Annotated in this window: 13 protein-coding genes and 1 pseudogene; 6 read left to right on the forward strand and 8 right to left on the reverse strand. The window is 71.7% G+C overall.

Annotation, left to right across the window (positions count from 1 at the left end; translation table 11 throughout):
• Window positions 1-119: 119 nt before the first annotated feature.
• From ACTMTJ_RS16730 to ACTMTJ_RS16745, 4 genes and pseudogenes are all read right to left on the reverse strand, one after another.
• Window positions 120-1,316, reverse strand: coding sequence for an RNA polymerase sigma factor (locus ACTMTJ_RS16730; RefSeq protein ID WP_441217460.1), 1,197 nt, complete (start codon window positions 1,314-1,316; stop codon window positions 120-122).
• Complete coding sequence (locus tag ACTMTJ_RS16735) at window positions 1,313-1,657, reverse strand: YciI family protein (RefSeq protein ID WP_441217462.1); 345 nt, start codon at window positions 1,655-1,657, stop codon at window positions 1,313-1,315. The genes ACTMTJ_RS16730 and ACTMTJ_RS16735 overlap by 4 nt, the downstream gene beginning before the upstream one ends.
• A 2-nt stretch (window positions 1,658-1,659) precedes the next feature.
• The gene (locus ACTMTJ_RS16740; protein WP_441217464.1) at window positions 1,660-2,136 is read right to left on the reverse strand and encodes a VOC family protein; all 477 of its coding nucleotides are present in this window, start codon (window positions 2,134-2,136) and stop codon (window positions 1,660-1,662) included.
• 89 nt (window positions 2,137-2,225) lie between these two features.
• Window positions 2,226-2,894 (reverse strand): annotated as a pseudogene (locus tag ACTMTJ_RS16745) (DivIVA domain-containing protein); the annotation flags it as partial.
• 183 nt (window positions 2,895-3,077) lie between these two features.
• Here ACTMTJ_RS16745 and ACTMTJ_RS16750 point away from each other — a divergent pair.
• Window positions 3,078-3,878: an SDR family oxidoreductase gene (locus tag ACTMTJ_RS16750; protein ID WP_441217466.1), complete on the forward strand. Its 801-nt coding sequence runs from the start codon at window positions 3,078-3,080 to the stop codon at window positions 3,876-3,878.
• 147 nt (window positions 3,879-4,025) lie between these two features.
• Window positions 4,026-5,162, forward strand: a complete 1,137-nt coding sequence (locus ACTMTJ_RS16755; protein ID WP_441217726.1) for a DUF222 domain-containing protein — start codon at window positions 4,026-4,028, stop codon at window positions 5,160-5,162.
• Window positions 5,163-5,192: 30 nt separating this feature from the next.
• On the opposite strand, the gene ACTMTJ_RS16760 is transcribed toward ACTMTJ_RS16755, so the two are convergent.
• Window positions 5,193-5,969, reverse strand: a complete 777-nt coding sequence (locus ACTMTJ_RS16760; RefSeq protein WP_441217468.1) for a rhomboid family intramembrane serine protease — start codon at window positions 5,967-5,969, stop codon at window positions 5,193-5,195.
• 195 nt (window positions 5,970-6,164) lie between these two features.
• On the opposite strand from ACTMTJ_RS16760, the gene ACTMTJ_RS16765 reads away from it, so the two are divergent.
• The 4 genes from ACTMTJ_RS16765 (at window position 6,165) to ACTMTJ_RS16780 (ending at window position 12,692) form a co-directional block, all read left to right on the forward strand.
• On the forward strand, window positions 6,165-7,316 hold the full coding sequence (locus tag ACTMTJ_RS16765) for a hypothetical protein (protein ID WP_441217470.1): 1,152 nt from the start codon (window positions 6,165-6,167) through the stop codon (window positions 7,314-7,316).
• Window positions 7,309-10,308, forward strand: coding sequence for a hypothetical protein (locus ACTMTJ_RS16770; protein ID WP_441217472.1), 3,000 nt, complete (start codon window positions 7,309-7,311; stop codon window positions 10,306-10,308). Before ACTMTJ_RS16765 ends, ACTMTJ_RS16770 begins: the two co-directional genes overlap by 8 nt.
• Window positions 10,305-11,444 (forward strand): trypsin-like peptidase domain-containing protein, encoded by a 1,140-nt coding sequence (locus tag ACTMTJ_RS16775; RefSeq protein ID WP_441217474.1) that lies wholly within the window; start codon window positions 10,305-10,307, stop codon window positions 11,442-11,444. The genes ACTMTJ_RS16770 and ACTMTJ_RS16775 overlap by 4 nt, the downstream gene beginning before the upstream one ends.
• A 66-nt stretch (window positions 11,445-11,510) precedes the next feature.
• Complete coding sequence (locus tag ACTMTJ_RS16780) at window positions 11,511-12,692, forward strand: metallophosphoesterase (RefSeq protein WP_441217476.1); 1,182 nt, start codon at window positions 11,511-11,513, stop codon at window positions 12,690-12,692.
• Here the strand turns inward: ACTMTJ_RS16780 and ACTMTJ_RS16785 are convergent.
• From ACTMTJ_RS16785 to ACTMTJ_RS16795, 3 genes are read right to left on the reverse strand one after another with little or no spacing between them, the layout of a single operon-like run.
• Window positions 12,689-14,743, reverse strand: a complete 2,055-nt coding sequence (locus ACTMTJ_RS16785; protein ID WP_441217478.1) for a hypothetical protein — start codon at window positions 14,741-14,743, stop codon at window positions 12,689-12,691. The two genes, ACTMTJ_RS16780 and ACTMTJ_RS16785, sit on opposite strands and share 4 nt — an antisense overlap.
• 20 nt (window positions 14,744-14,763) lie before the next feature.
• Window positions 14,764-15,651 carry a carbohydrate ABC transporter permease gene (locus tag ACTMTJ_RS16790; protein ID WP_441217480.1) on the reverse strand — a complete coding sequence of 296 codons (888 nt, stop codon included), beginning with the start codon at window positions 15,649-15,651 and terminating at the stop codon, window positions 14,764-14,766.
• Window positions 15,645-16,631 carry an ABC transporter permease gene (locus tag ACTMTJ_RS16795; protein ID WP_441217482.1) on the reverse strand — a complete coding sequence of 329 codons (987 nt, stop codon included), beginning with the start codon at window positions 16,629-16,631 and terminating at the stop codon, window positions 15,645-15,647. Before ACTMTJ_RS16795 ends, ACTMTJ_RS16790 begins: the two co-directional genes overlap by 7 nt.

Below are 16,631 nucleotides of genomic sequence, written 5' to 3' on the forward strand. Positions count from 1 at the left end.
GCTCGCGCCGCGGATGCCGTCTCGGTGGCTACTGGCGGCGACAAAGGCCGCTCGACGCTGTCGCCGCCGACAAGAGAAAAAAGACGTCATGGCGGTGGGCGTACGGGGCGCCCAGCCCTTTATCGCCACCGCAGGCGGTGGCGGAGCAGGTCGATCTCGGCGGGGTTGGCCGCCAGGGCGAGGGCCCGTTCGTCGGCGGTGCGGGCGGCGTCCGGCTGGCCGGTGGCGCGCAGCAGCTCCGCGCTGGTGGCGTGGAAGAGGTGGTAGCCGTCCAGCGCTCCGGCCAGCTCGTCGAGCTCGGCCAGCGCGGCGTGCGGGCTCTCGGCGTAGCGCAGGGCGATGGCGCGGTGCAGCCGGGTGACCGGCGTGGGCTGCACGCACAGCAACATGGTGTACAGGACGAGGATCTGCGGCCAGTCGGTGTCCTCCCACCGCTTGGCCTCGGCGTGACAGGCGACGATCGCGGCCTGTAGCTGGTACGCCCCGGGCCGGCGGTGCGTGGCGGCGCGGGCGATCAGGTGGCCGGCGTTCTCGATCGCGACCTGGTCCCACAAGCGGCGGTCCTGGTCCTGGATCTGGATGATGCGGCCGGCCGGGTCGAAGCGGGCCGCGGTGCGCGCCTGGTGCAGCCGGATCAGCGCGAGCAGCCCCATGACCTCGGGTTCGGTGGGCATCAGGTCGTGCAGCAGCGCGGCGAGGAACTCGGCCTCGCCGGCCAGGTCGCGGTCGTGCGAGGCGGCGCCGGCGGTCGTGAGGTACCCCTCGTTGAAGAGCAGGTAGATCACGGCGAGCACCTCGGAGAGCCGGCCGGCCAGCTCGTCCGGGTCCGGGATCCGGTACGGGATGCCGGCCTCGCTGATCTTGCGTTTGGCGCGCGTGATCCGCTGCCCGACGGTGGCCTCGGAGACGAGGAAGGCGCGGGCGATCTGGGCGGTGGTGAGGCCGCAGACGGCCCGGAGGGTCAGCGCGATCTGGCCGGTACGCGGCAGCGCCGGGTGGCAGCAGGTGAACAGCAGCCGCAGCCGGTCGTCCGGCGCCGGCTGGACCGGCCACTGCACGAGCGCGAGCTTGTCGCGGTAGCGGGCCCGCCGCTTGAGCTGGTCGAGGCCGCGCCGGCGGGCGACGGTGAACAGCCAGGCGTCCGGCCGGTCCGGGATGCCCTCGGCTGACCAGTGGGTCAGTGCGGCTTCGACGGCGTCCTGGACGAGGTCTTCGGCGGCGGCGAAGTCACCGGTGAGCCCGACGAGCGCGGCGGCCAGCCGGCCCGCGTGGTCGCGCACCACCCGGGCCAGCTCGGCCTCCGGCGCCCCCGTCACGTGGAGGCGACCGGCCGGATCTCCACGAGCGGGCAGCCCGGCCAGGCCCGAGCCACCCGGAGCGCGGCGTCGAGGTCGTCGACCTCGATCTCGGCGAAGCCGCTGACGACCTCCTTCCCCTCCACGAACGGCCCGTCGGTGACCACCGGTGCGCCGCCGTCGAGGCGCATGGTCGTGGCCGTCTCGGCCGGCATCAGGTGGACGTGGCGCGTGATCTGGTCGGCGTGCTCGGCGAACCACTCCCAGACGCGGCCGTAGGTGCGCTCCCGCTCGGCGTCGTCCATCGCGGCGAGGTCGGCGGCGAACTGCTCCGTCTCGACGAACATCAGCACGTACTTCATGCTCACCCCTGCATCTCGGACATCCGGCGGCCCATCTCCTCCATGCTCACGTCTTCGACGTGGGAGGCGATTGTCCAGCCGTGCCCGAACGGGTCGATCACGAACGCGTCCCGGTCGCCGTAGAACTGGTCCGCCGGCGCCCGCTTCAGCCGCGCGCCGCGCTCGACGGCGAGGGCGACGGTCGCGTCGACGTCCGCCACGTAGACGAACTGGAACACCGGCGTCCCGGCCAGCCCGCCGGCGGGTGGTGCGCTGGTGCCCAGGTACGGCGAGGCGTCCTCGACGATGACGACCGAGTCGCCGATCTCGATCTCGGCGTGCGCGACGCTGCCGCCCGGGCCGTCGAACCGCATCCGCTCGGTCGCCCCGAACACCTCGCGGTAGAAGTCGATCGCCTTACCGGCACCCTCGACGATCAGGCACGGGGTGATCCGCCGGTACCTGTCCGGGATGGGGTTGGGCTTCGTCTGCTCTGACATCCGCTGGTCCTCCTCGTAAGTCGTCCTTATCCCAAAGACGACCGGCGGACCCGCGTTTCCGACACACGCCGGAAGATTTACGCCTCGACCTGCTCCCGGCCGCCGTGGTCGCGGAGCTGGCTCTCGATGTAGGCGGTGAGGCGCTGGCGGTACTGCCGCTCGAACTGCTCCAGCTCCTCGATGTGCCGCAGCGCGGCGGTCCGCTTGGCGTCGAGCCCGCCCATCGCCTCCTGGTGCCGCTGGCGCGCGTCACGCTCCAGCGCGTCGGCCGACTCGCGCGCCTCGGTGGTGACCTCGGCCGCCCGCGAACGGGCGTCGGACAGCAGGCTGTCGGCCTCGCGCCGGGCGTCGCCGACGTGGTCGTCGGCCGTGCGCTGGGCCATCATCAACACCCGTGTGGCCTGCTCTTCGCCGTCGCCACCGCCGGCCGGCGCACCCTGCGAGTGGGCCCGCTCCAGCTCGATTTGCACGGTACGGGCGTTTTGCTCGGCGGCCGCGCGGTCCCGCTGGGCCCGGTCGAGCTGCGCCCGCACGTCGTTGATCTCGGCGTCGAGCCACCGGTCGGGCGCGGCCTCGACCCGGCCGCCACCACCCCGCTCCAGCTGGGCACGCAGCTCGTTGTTTTCCTCGATCAGGCGGGCCAGCTCCTGCTCGACCTCGTCGAGGAACGCGTCGACCTCTTCCTCGTCGAAACCGCGCTTGCCGATCGGCGGCTTCTTGAAGGCCACGTTGTGCACATCGGCCGGCGTGAGCGGCATCCGAAACTCCCCAAAATCACGTGCCGCCCGTGCAGCGACCGGGCCAACGAAGGTCGGCTGGCATCCGACAGTACCAACCTCCACCGGGCGGGAACGCACGGGCGGTGCGCGGCGCGGGTCGGCCGGCGCTGGCCAGGTGAAACCGCGTTGCGCGGGTGGCGACCCGCCGGGAGACTGCCCGACATGAGCGGACACGTCGCCATTGTCACGGGCGCCAACCACGGCATCGGCGCCGCTACGGCCGCCGCCCTCGCCGCCACCGGCACGGCGGTGCTGTGCGCGTACTGGCGCGTCCGCGACGCCGAAGACCCCGCGGTCCCGCAGGCCTACCGCGACAGCCGCCTGCGCGACGCCCACCACGTGGTCACCGAGATCGCGGCCGCCGGCGGCCGCGCCGTCGCCGTCGAGGCCGACCTCACCGACCCGGCCACGCCCGCCCGCCTCTTCGACATCGCCGAGGAACGCCTGGGCCCGGTCGACATCCTGGTCAACAACGCGACCGGCTGGATCCAGGACACGTTCAGCCCCGCCGACACCGACCACCACGGCCGCGCGCTCCACCAGGTCAGCGCGGCGACCTGGTCCCAGCAGTTCACCGTGGACGCGATGGCACCCGCCCTGCTCATCGGCGAACTGGCCCGCCGCCACGCCGCCCGCGGCGCCACCTGGGGCCGCATCGTCGGCCTGACCTCGGGCGGCGACCTCGGCTTTCCGACCGAGGTCTCCTACGGCGCGGCGAAGGCGGCCCAGAACAACTACACGATGTCCGCGGCGATCGAGCTAGCCCCGCTGGGCATCACCGCCAACATGGTCCACCCCCCGGTCACCGACACGGGCTGGGTCACCGACTCGATCCGCCAGGGGGTCGCGGACAGCTCCCACCTGGTTCACGTAGCCGCCGCGGCCGAGGTCGCCGAGGTGATCGCCTACCTGGTCTCCGACGCCGCCCGCCTCATCACCGGCAACGTCATCCACCTCCGCTGAACGCCGAGGTAGGTGTGACGCCGGCACCGCCTTTGAAAGGCATCTGACTTTCTATTCTTTGTGCCACGATACTGTGGTATCGATCGCTATTGTCGGCGTATAGCGCCTGTGTTCTTGGTGACGGCGCGGGACGATTAGTCGGTGATAGTGGATGCGTTGGCACAGCTCAAGGCCCTCGGGGCCGAGTGTGCTAACGCATCGGCGTGGTCGCTTTCCGACGCCCAGCTCGTCGATTGTCTCGATGCAATTCACGAGATCGCGCAGACTATTACAGCCACGGAGTTACACCTTGTCCGGGACGCGGCCCTCGACCACCGCCCCGCCCTCGATGCGGCCCTGGCAGCCGGTGTGGTCAACGCCGAGCAAGCCGCCGTCGTCGCGGCCGCGATCCACGAACTGCCCGCCGACCTCGGCCCGGAGCTGGTCGACAGGGCCGAAGCGGTGCTGATCGGTCAGGCCGGGCAGTTCGAGCCGACGATCCTGCGCAAAGCCGGCCAGCGGATCCTCGCCCACGTCGCACCGCAGATCGCCGACGCCGCTGACGCCGCCGCGTTGCGGCGGATGGAAGAACGCGCGCACCGGGGTCGGGCGTTCCACCTCACCCGCCAGGGAGACGGTCGGGTCCGGGTGACCGGCTGGCTCGACGAAGCCAGCGCCGCCACCGTCAACGCCGCCCTAGACCCGCTGTGCGCGCCCCGCGATGACCACGACGCGCCCCGCACCCCGGCCCAGCGCCGCGCGGACGCCCTGGTCGAGGTCTGCGGGCTGGCCACCCGCACCGGGCAGCTGCCGGATAGCGGTGGGCAGCCGCCGCACGTGGTGGTCACCGTCCCCTACGACGTCCTGCACCAGAAGGTCGGGGTCGGGACGCTGGACACCGGCGGCAGGCTCAGCGCCACCCAGGTCCGCCAGCTGGCCTGCGACGCCCAGCTGATCCCTGCCGTCCCCGGCGGCGACGGCCAAGTGCTCGACGTGGGCCGCAGACGGCGACTGTTCACCGGGAGGATACGAAGCGCGTTGGAGCTACGCGACCGCGGCTGCGCCTTCCCCGGCTGCGACCGGCCGCCACGCTGGTGCGACGGACACCACATCCGCCCCTGGGCCGACGGCTGGCCCACCAGCCTGGACAACGGCGTGCTGCTGTGCGGCTACCACCACCGCATCATCCACCGTGGACACTGGACCGTCCGGCTCAGCGGCGAAGGACTGCCCGAGTTCATCCCACCCGCCTACGTGGACCCGCACCGACGGCCCCGCCGCAACCCCTACCACCTCAGGACGTGACGAGCGGTGGGCCACCCTCCAACCTGGCGATCAACCCGATAAACGTTCGTGGTCAGCGCCGCCACCTGCGGATCCCTGCCCACCGCTCCGGAGTAGCCCGCCTCTCCGTCTGTCCCATGTGGTCAGTGCGGCCGTCACCGCCATGCTCGCGGTCAGGGATGCGCCGTGCAGGTCGCCGAGCGTGGCCAAGCCCAGCGCGCACGCGACCGCACCGGCCAGCGCTACGCGGTGTGCCGTCGCCGCGCCCGCCGCCCACTCCAGGCCGCGGATGCCCAGACCGGCCGCCACGCAGGCGGCTACGGCACCGGCCGGGCCGAGCAGACCCCAGCCGGCCAGCGCGGCGACGTAGTACACCACCGCCTCCGCCGCGAGCCGGTGCGGTGGGGTGCGGCGGGCCAGCAGTGTGACGACCAGCCCGCCGGCTAGGCCGCAGATCGCGATCGAGCTTCCGCCGCCGGGCTCGTGCCAGACGTATGCGGCGATCTGGCCGCCAGCGGTGCCGGCGGCCAGCGACACGAGCCAGCGCGCGCGTCCCAGCACCCACTCCGCGACCACGCCGACCACCGCCAGCGACGCCAGGTTGGCCACCACCTGGTACCAACCCAGCGTCTGCACCAGCAGCGGCGTGACAACGCGCCACAGCTCGCCCTCCCGCAGCCCGTCCGGGTCGCGCTCCAGCAGCGGTACGGCGTCGGGCACCGTGTACTGCACCAGCACCGCCACCACCGCCACCGCCAGCGCGATCAGCGTGAGGAGCGTCAGGCGTGGGGCCCTTGATCGTCCACGAGCCCAGAGTCTGCCATTCACCGGCTGAGCGGGACCAGCGGCACCCGGGCCATTGAGCAGCGGGGACGCACAGAAGTTGGGAATAGTGACTGGACGTGGACTGGATAGCGATGTGATCGCCGAAACGATACGTCCGATACTTGACTCACTATCACTCCGGCAGGGGTTGAATGGTCCTCCCGACCGGCGGATGCTGGCTGTCGTCGGCGAAAGGACATGGAAACAGGGGTCGCGATGTTGACCGCCGAGGAACGTGAAGTGGTGATCCACGCGATCGCCCTCTACCTGGACGCAAACGACCAACCCCGCGCGACCCTCACCACGCTGGTCGACGACCACGATTTCGCGGCGCGGCTGCCCTCCGGGCAGAGCCCATTGGAATGGGCCCGCATCACCGTGACGCGATGCGAGGAGGATGCCTGGCGGCACCTTCCGCCCTGGCTCTACCGGTTGTTGTCGCATATCCAGATAACGCTGCCGGAGCTCGACGGATTGATCCAGCGAATCAAGGCCAAGCCGCCGGAATGGTGCGGGCCGGCCATGCCCGACCCCCTCGACAGCATCTGGCTGCCCGCGGCGGGCATGCCGTTCGTCAACCGCAAGATGCTCCGCGCGCATCTGCGCGCCATGTGCACCGCGCCGGAGGCCGGGGCGGGCGCCGGGACGAGCCGGCCGCCCGCGGTGCTCGTCGTCAACGGTCCGGAGAAGAGCGGCCGCACCTACACCGTCGACCTGCTGGAGCACTACGTACGCCACCAGCGCGTCGCCGCGTTCGACACCCCGCTGGAGAGCCGGCCGGCGCCTCCGTGGGTCGCGCTCGCGCGGGTGCCGCGGCACGGCGGCTCCACCACCATGCCGACCGACCTGACCACGATTCTCGCCGAGGCGATGCTCGTAGACACCGCCAGCAAACCGGCCGGCATCGCGACGCCCGACCGCATGAACGAGTACCTGTGCCAGTGGCTGCTCGAAGAGGCCGGCAAGACCCGCAAGCAGTGGTGGTTGGTGATCGACCGGCTGCACGAGCCCGACCTCAACGAGGACACCGTGCGCTTCGTCGCCAAGCTGGCCGAGCAGGTCGCCCGCCGCAACGAAGAGCCGGCGATCCGGCTCGTGCTGATCGGCTTCCCGCCGGCCCTGCTGGCGAATACGTCCTCGGTGCACGAAGACGTCGGCCCGATCGGCGAGGTCGACCTCGAGCCGTTCTTCGACCACCTGCTGTCCGGCGCCACCGGCACCGAGATGCCGCCGGCGGCCGTCAAGATGGCGGTTTTCCTGGCCCTCAAGGACCTGCCGGCGAACGGGCAGCGCCTCGCCAAGCTCAACGCCCGCCTGCGCGACAGTGTGGCGTTGATGTCCCATGCCTAGCGCCGACGAGGTCCTGCGCCGGCTGCTCGCGCAGACGTCCGACCCGGACGAGGGGCAGGCGGCCGACGTCGACCGCGCGGCCGAACGGTTCGCCGAGATCGTACCGGCCGGCGAGCAGATATCCGCCGACGTCGCCGAAGCGCTCACCCGCCTGGCCACGTCGCTCGTCCAGCCGGGCATGGCCGTCACGCCCGCGGAGCCGCCGCCGAGCCCGGCCCGCGTGGCGTTCCGGCGGCGGGCGGCCGTGCTGTCCGACTGCGATCCGGCGGCGCTCCTGCCCGCGGCGCACCGCGACGAGCCGCAGGCGACGCTCGGCGAGCTCGCCAGCGACCTCGTGCCCGCGCCCGCCGCGGCCGGCCACAACCGCTGGATGCTCAGGCCGGAGCTGCGCCGGGAGACGTTGGGTGAGCTGGGCACCCGCGAAGCCCTGGTCGCGGAGCTGGAGGCGGTCCCCGAGCGGCCCGCCGACGACCCGATGCAGCGCGCGTTCGAAGGCCAGATCACGGGAGCGGCGCCGCCCCTGGCCGAGCAGTCGGTCGACGACCTGTCCCGGACGCTCCAGGCGGTGCGGTGGCTGGAAGGCACCCAGCTTCCGCTTCCCGAGCCCGAGGAGATCCGGCGACTCATCGAGGAAAAGCGGCTGGTATCGACGTTCGAGCAGCTGGCCGAGCATTTCGTGAGCCGGTCGGACGAGCTGCGCCGGCTGAGCGACTACGTGGGTGTCCGGCCGCCGTCGACCGCCGCCGCGAGCTTCCGTGCCTCGGTGCGCGACCTGCTCGACCGCCCGCAACGGCCGGCGCTGATGTACTACGCGCCGGGCGGCGTCGGCAAGTCCACGCTCATCGCCAAGTTTCTGCTCGACCACGCGACCGTCGCGCCGGAGCTGCGGTTCCCGTACGCGTACCTCGACTTCGACAACCCGGCCCTGGTGGCGGCCCGGCCGGTGACCCTGCTGCGCGAGGCGGCCCGCCAGCTGGCGGTGCAGTACCCGTCCGGCCGCACCACGCTGGAGGAGTTCGTCGCCGATGTCGAGCGGATGGTCGAGCGCGAGCCGGAGGCGGAGAGCGAGGCACCCGCCAGCCTGCACGCTTCCCGCCGGTCCGCGGCGGCGGAGGGCCGGCAGTCCAAGCTGTACAGCGAGTTCGCGCGGATCGTGCGCCGCCTGGCCCGGCGCACCGACGACGAGGGCACCTACCACCTGCCGCTGCTGATCGTGGTGGACACGTACGAGGAGGTGCAAAACCGCGGCGTGGAGCACGAGCTGCGCCTGTGGTCCCTGCTCGACACGCTCCGCGAGGAGTTTCCCCGGCTGCGGCTGGTGGTCTTCGGTCGCGTGCCACTGGATGCGGTGCCCACCACGGGCGAGGCGCTGCGGCCCAAGCCACTGCACGAGTTCGACGAAGAGTCGGCTACCGAGCTGCTGCGCCGCATGGGCGTCGCACCGGACGCCGCGGCGGAGATACACCACGACGTCGGCGGCAACCCGCTCAGCCTCAAGCTCGCCGCGCTGGTCTACCGCAAGGAGCGTGAGGCCGGCAGCGACCGCACCGGCATCGAACGGCTCGACACCACCCGGCTGCTCTTCTTCTCCGCCGGTGAAAACGTCGTACAGGGCCAGCTGTACCAGCGGATCCTCAGGCACATCAAGGATCCCGACGTCCGGCGGCTGGCGCATCCCGGCCTGGTGCTGCGACGGATCACCCCGCAGATCATCCGGGAGGTGCTCCAGGAGCCGTGCGGCGTGGCGGTCCCCACCGACGAGCGGGCGCGCGAGCTGTTCGAGGCGTTGCGGCGCGAGGCGGCGCTGGTGACGGTCGAGCCGGACGGCGCGTTGCGGCACCGCCCCGACGTGCGCCGCGTCATGCTCAAGCTCATCCGCCGCGACAAGCCCGAGCAGGTCGCGGAGATCGACCGCCTGGCGGTCCGGTACTACGCCGGGCACCCCGAGCTCTCGCCGGCCACCCAGGCCCGCGCTGAGGAGATCTACCACCGGCTTCAGCTCACCCAGCCGGCCGAGGTGATCGAGGAGCGCTGGCTCGACGGTGTCGAGGAGGACCTGCGCGGCGCGCTGGACGAGCTGCCGGTGGTGGGCCAGGCCGTGCTCGCCACGCGCCTCGGCATCCGCCTGCCCGAGGAGGTGCTGCGGCAGGCCGACACGCAGGAGTGGGAAGAGTACGCCGCGCGGCTGGCCGAAGAGTCGATCAACCAGGGTCACTACGACACCGCGCTGCGCGAGCTCCGCGAGCGCAGCACCCGCCGGTGGTCCGCGGCCAGCCCCCTGCACCTGCTGCGCGCGCGGGCGCTCGCGCTCCTCGGCGACTGGCCCGAGGCCGAAGCGTGCGTCCGGCTCGCGATCCGCGCGGCCAGCCGGTCCGGCGACCGGGCCCGCATGGTCGACACCCTGCTGCTCGCCGCCCAGATCTCCCGGGAGCTGCGCCATCGCGAGGCCGCCGAGGAGCAGCTGGCCCAGGCCCACCAGCTCGCCACGCTCCTCGCCGACCCGGTGCGCCATCTGCGGGTACACCTGGAGCGGCTGGAGCTGACGCCCACGCCCGCCCTGCGGGAAAGCCTGGCCCGCGCGCTCGCGGGTCTGTCGGACGAGGAGTGGCGGGCGCACACCGGCCTCGTCCGCAGCGGCGTGGCCGCAGTCGGTTTCGACCACCCTGACCTGCTCCTGCGGCTGATGCGGACAATCGGCGCGGCCCGCCTCACCGCCGGCCAGCGAGACCTGCTCGCGGAGCTGCTCGCCGAGGTCGTCCCGCAAGACCTGCGGGCGTGGGAGCGCACCACGGCTTTCGCGCGCACCATCCGCCTCAGCGTCAAGCCGTCCCACGAGTCGATGCGGGAGCTTCTCGAACGGCTCCAGGACGCCGGCCGGCTCAGCGAGTTCTACGAGCAGCTGATCCCGCTGCTCGCGGCCGACAGCCGTTCGCGTGAGCTGGGCTCCGCGGTCCTCGCCCGGCTGTTCCTGACCCCCGAGGAGTCGCCGTGACCTTTCGATACCTCACCCACGAACAGCTGGAGGAGGTGGTGCGGGCCGCGCTCGGCGCCGGCCTCGCCGACGCGGAGGCGCGCAAGATCCTGCTGTCGGACGTCAACCGGAGCTACGCGCTGACCCTCAACCAGATGGGCAACCCGCTGTTTCAGCTGCGGTCCGACCTCACGAGGATGAACCAGGTGGAGCGCCTCGCGGACGGCACGGTGCCGCTCCAGATCTGGCTGCGCGAGGCCGGCACCCTCGCGGCGCCGCTGACGGAGGCGGCGGTCTTCCACCGATACCTGGAGACGGTGGTGGGCCAGGCGTCCGGCCGGGCCGAGCTGCCCGACCCGGCGTCGCTGCCCGAGGTGGTCAACAACGAGGCGATCGTGCACCAGGACGACATGGTCAGCTTCGGGTTCCTCGCCCGGGGCGCCCGCGTGGGAGCGTCGGTGGCCAAGCTGCTGGTGCCCCGCTTCGACAACGGGACCCCGCATACCACCGCCGCCGGCGCCCCGGCCGTCTACCTCGGCACCGGATGGCTCATCACGCCGCAGCTGCTGGTCACCAACCACCACGTCGTCAACGCCAGGGGCGACCTCGAGCCCAACGCCGGCGAGGCGGACCTGCGCGCGCAGGCGGCCGGGACCATCGCCAGGTTCGACTTCGACAGCGCGAACGCGCAGGGTCTCGACCGTCCGGTGAGCCAGATCGAGGCGTGGAACCCCCGCGAGGACCTCGACTTCGCGATCCTGCGACTTGCCGCGCCGGTCGACGACCGCGCCCCGCTGGCGCTGGCCCGCGCGCCGCTGACCCACGCCGCCAACGACTACCGCCCCGTCAACATCATCCAGCACCCGGGCGGCAACGAGAAACGGGTCGCGTTTCGCAACAACCTCGTCACCGCGGCCGACCAGACCAGCATCCGGTACTTCACCGACACGATGCGCGGCTCGTCCGGTTCTCCGGTCTGCGACGACGACTGGCGAGTCGTCGCGCTGCACCGCGGATCGCGTACCGCACAGGGGGTGACGTTCCAGGGAAAGAGCACGGCGGTGGTCAACTTCGGCACCCAGATGTCCGCCATCCTCGACCATGTGAAAAACCACCACCCGGAGCTACGCACCGAGATAGACGAAGCGGTCCCCTGACCTGCCGGTGGTCGTTCCCGGGCATCCGGTGTCATGCTGCACTGACGACGAGCGAGGAGTGCGGGCGTGGCGGTCAGTGAGGCAGTGGAGGCGGCGCCCACCAGGCGGTGGGTGCGGGCCCTGCGGTTCGGCGCGGTCCTGACCGCGATCCTGCTCCTGCTCTTCGGCGTGCCCTGGTGGACGCTCGTCGCCTCGGGCGCGGCCTGGCCCACCGGCGTCGTCGCCACGGGCACAGTGCTGTTCGCGGTGGCGGTCGTCGCGTTCCCGGCGCTCATGGTCCTCGGCCACGGGCCGCGCCGGCTCGACGCGGCGGCTGTGGCGGGCGACACCACGCTCGGGGTGATCTGGGTGCTCTTCGTCTGGGCCATCGCGGGCAACCTGCTCCGCCTGGTCCTCGCGGCCGCCGGCGTGGCCGACCCCACCCGGTCGCGGGTCGTCGCCGCGGCGGTCCTCGGCGTCTCGGCCGTCCTGGTGGTGTGGGGCTACGTCGAGGCGATGCGGGTGCCCCGGGTCAAGCGGATCGACGTCACGCTCCCCCGGCTCGGCGCCGGCCTCGACGGCCTGCGGGTCGTGCTGCTGACCGACACCCACTACGGCCCGATCGACCGGGCCCGCTGGTCGGCCCGGGTGGTCGAGGTCGTCAACGAGCTGGACGCCGACGTCGTGTGCCACACCGGCGACATCGCCGACGGCGGCGTCGAGCAGCGGCGGGCGCAGTCGGCACCGCTCGGTGACGTGCGGGCCCGGTTCGCGCGGGCGTACGTGACCGGCAACCACGAGTACTTCGGCGAGGCCGAGGCGTGGATGGGCCGCATGGCTGAGCTGGGCTGGGACGCGCTGCACAACCGTCACCTGGTGGTCGAGCGGGGCGGTGACCGCCTTGTCGTAGCCGGCGTCGACGACCGCACGGCGGCCGGGTCGGGGCTGGCCGGCCACCGGGCCGATCACGCGGCGGCGCTCGCCGGCGCCGACCCGGACCTGCCGGTGCTGCTGCTCGCGCACCAGCCGAAGCAGGTCGGCGCCGCGGTCGCCCACGGCGTCGACCTACAGATCTCCGGCCACACCCACGGCGGGCAGATCTGGCCGTTCCACTATCTGGTGCGGCTCGACCAGCCCACCGTGAGCGGGCTGAGCCGCCACGGCGCGCGCACCCAGCTCTACACCAGCAACGGCACCGGCTTCTGGGGCCCACCGCTGCGGGTCTTCGCCCGCAGCGAGATCACGCTGCTCACCCTCCGCGCGGGTTAGGCGACCACCTGGTACCCGAACTGCACTTCCAGATCGGACGCCGCCGCCGCGTTCGACACGCGTAGCCGCAGCCTCAGCGGTGCGCTCAGACCATCCACTGTGTACGGGCGGGAGAGGCGCGTCGACTCCACGGTCGTGGTCGCGCCCAGCGCGGTGGAGCCGGCCGTCTCCAGGCGCACGTCGCAGGTGCCGGCGCCCACCTTCCGCACCACGCGGGTGACCTTGAGGCGCTGACCGTCCACATAGAGCAGGTTGGTCAGGTCGTGCAGGCCGTCGGCGACCGCGCCGGTCAGGCGGGCGCTGAGCCACCCGTCGACCTGCTCCACGCCCTTGTTGCCGGTCCAGCGGGTCTGCGCGGTCTGGTCGCCGAGCAGCAGGTACGGGCCGGCGGTGTTGCCGTTGAGGTCGTTGTCGGCGACGAGCACGTCCGCCGCGGCGCTTACGATGCCGTAGTCCTGCCGGGCGGCGCCGTCGGGGAGCGAGCCGATCGCGTTGCCCACCACCACGACCCGGGACGCGTCGGCGCGGATGTTGATGCCCGCTCCGTTGCGCCAGGCCGTGCCGCCGCTCGTATAGGCGTGCGCGAACGCCACGTCGGGAAGGTCGAACTGCGTCGGCGAGACGGCGGCGATCCGCCACTTGCCGTTCGCCTCGGTGGTGCCGCCGACGTCCTGGAGGGTGATCCGGTCGTCGGTCTCCCAGCCGTGCGGCACCGCCGTGGTCACCCGCACCTTGCCGGCGCCGTTGTCCGCCACTGCGGCGATCGCCCGGGTGAACGCGGTGTGCGCGGTGCGCCCGTTGTTGCCGATGACGCAGCCGGTGACCGTAACCCGGGTGGAGGCGATGTCGATGCCGTTGCGCCCGCTGCCCCGGATGTGGCAGCCGGTGAACGACGCCATGCCGGTGAAGTCCTTGCCGATCCGCACGTTGTCGTGCTCGCCGTCGGCGGAGATGTACGTGTTGGCGAAGACGGCCTGGCCGCCCGCCTCCAGCAGCACCGGCACGCCGTGCCCGTTTTCGAAGCCGCCGCCCTCGAAGTAGAGGAACTTGGGCAGCCCCTCGCCGGTCGTGTTGCGCATCCACACCCCATGCCGTCCGAAGAGGACAGCGGTGGAGATGAACTTGATGGAGCCGCCCTGCCCGTCGACCACGACGTTGTCGGTGCCCGGGTTGGCGGTGCCGGCGGCGATCGCGCACTGTACGAACTCCACCGGGTCGGCGCGGGAGGTCGTCTTCTCTCCATTGAGGAGGATCACCTGCTGGCCGCTGAAGCCGTTCCAGACACAGTTGTGGAAACGCACCGTGTTGCACGAGCGCAGCCGGATGCCGTTGTACCCGTCGCGGAAGCGGCAGTTGAGAAACGTCAGCAGATAGTTGCCGTCCTCTGTGGCCGCTCCGATCCGCTCGGTCGCGACGAGGTTGCCGCCCGTCAAGCCCTCGCCGCGCATCGCGAGGTCGCGGAAGCCGCCACCATGCGCGCCGCGCAGGAGGAAGCCGTCCTTGTCGACGGTGGCGACGACGAACTGGGTACCCGGGTCGAGGCTGTCCGTGGCGCCGGCGCCGACGAACGTGATGGGGACGCGCTCGACGGTGACCGTGCTCTGGATCCGGACCTTGCCCGGACCGGCCTCGACGACGCCGCCGGCCGGCAGTGCGGCGACCGCGGCCCGCACCTTGCCGGAGTCGTCCTCGGCGCCGGTGCCGCGCCAGCCCCACCAGGCCAGGTCGACGCGGTTCTCGTACGGCCGCTTCCACCGGCCGGTGGCAACCCCGGCGACCGCGAAGACGGTGCCGCCGTTGTCGGGCTCGGTGGCGTCGGCGTCCCAGTAGACCGGGCCGCCGCCCCGGCCGGGGGTGTCGAGGTGGTAGCCGAGCAGGTGCAGCTGCTGCCCGTGGCTGGTGCCGCGGGTGGTGCGGAGCGCGTCGACGGTGGCGATGTCGTCGACGCCGAGCGCTCGGCGCGGGCCGGCGTGTGCGGGGGTGGCCGAGACGGCGAGAGCGGCGCCGGCGAGGCCCAGGACGGAGAACCCGCGTCGGCTGAGGTTGGTCATTGTGCCTCCTAAGTGGGGGGTCAGCCCTTCACGGCGCCGATGACGACGCCCTTGGCGAAGTGCCGCTGGAGGAACGGGTACACGAGACAGATGGGTACGAGGGAGACGACCAGGATGGCCATCTGGAGCGACTGCTGCGGGGGCAGCACCTCGCCGGAGACGTCGCCGCCGCCGAGCACCGCGTTGTCGATCACGTACGTGCGGAGCACCAGCTGGAGCGGCCACTTGTCGGTGGAGTTGATGTACAGGACGGCGTTGAAGAAGGCGTTCCAGTAGCTGACCGCGTTGAACAGGCCGACGACGGCGACCACGGCCTTGGAGAGCGGCAGCATGACGCGGGTGAGGATCTGGAGCTCGCTCGCCCCGTCGATGCGCGCCGCGTCCGTTATCTCGCGGGGCACCTCCAGGAAGAACGCCCGCATGATGATCACTTGGAAACCGGAGACCATCGTGGGCAGGATCAGCGACCAGTACGAGTCGATGAGCCCGAGCTGCTTGATGAGCAGGTAGTTGGGGATGACGCCAGCGCTGAAGAGCATGGTGAACAGCACCAGCAGCAGCATCGGCCGGTGCCCCCAGCTCTCCGGCCGGGACAGCGCGTACGCCAGCATCGCGACGACCGCGACGGAGAGCGCGGTGCCGACGGTGGTGACGCCGACGGAGACCAGCAGCGCGCGGGTGACCACCCCGCCGCGGAAGATGGCGCGGTACGCGTCCAGGGACGGGTTCTCCGGCCACAGCACGTACCCGCCGGCGGCCGCGATCTGCTTCTGGTCGGCGAGCGAGGTGGCGATGACCGCGACGAACGGCACCACCACGACCGCGCAGCACAGCGCCAGCACGACGCCCTTGAGACCGCGGACGGCGAGGCCCGGCGGCTTGGCCGGGTTGAGGGTGCCGCTCACCATCGCGAATACACCCCTCTCTCGCCGAACAGATGGGCGATCTTGTTGGCGGCCAGCACGAGCCCGGCGCCGATCACGCCCTTGACGAGACCGACCGCCGCGGCCGTGCCCCACTCGCCGCCGACGACGCCGTGGTTGTAGACGTAGGTGTCGAGCACCTCGGCGGAGTCCAGGCCGACCTGGCCCTGCTGGAGGATGATCTGCTCGAAGCCGACCGAGAGCACGTCACCGAGCTTGAGGATGAGCAGCAGCACGATGACCGGCCGGATCGCCGGCAGCGTGACGTGCCACAGCTGGCGCATCCGCCCACCGCCGTCGACCGCGACCGCCTCGTACAGCTGGAGGTCGACCCGGGAGATCGCGGCCAGGAAGATGATCGTCCCCCAGCCGGCGTCCTTCCAGATGACCTGCGAGGTGACCAGCGCGTAGAAGAGGTCCGGGTTGCCGATGATCGACAGGCCCGGAAAGTCGTGCTGGCGCGCCCAGTTGTTGTAGATGCCCGCGTTGCCGAGCATGTGCTGGAAGAGCGCGACCACGATGACCCAGGACATGAAGTGCGGCAGGTACAGCACGGACTGCACGAGCCGCTTCATCCGTTCGCTGACGAGGCTGTTGAGCAGCAGCGCCAGCGCGATCGGCACCGGGAAGACGAACGCGACCTGGAGAAACGAGATGATCAGGGTGTTCTTCAGCGCGTCGAGAAACGCCGGGTCGCCGTTGAAGATCACATCGAAGTTCTGGAACCCGACCCACGGCGCCTCCCAGATGCTGAGGTACGGCTGGTAGTCCTTGAAGGCGATCACGTTGCCCAGCAGCGGCACGTACTGGAACAGCAGCACCAGCAGCAGCCCCGGCAGGCCGAGCAGCAGCAGAAACCGGTCCCGCTTGAAGCGCTGCCACCCGGTGGCCGGGCCGCGGCGTGCGGCCGGTGGCCGCGGGTCCACAGTGGAGGCCGCGCGGCGCCGCGAGGTCAGGGTCACCAT

This window comes from Phytohabitans sp. LJ34, assembly GCF_052068095.1.
GTDB lineage: Bacteria > Actinomycetota > Actinomycetes > Mycobacteriales > Micromonosporaceae > Phytohabitans.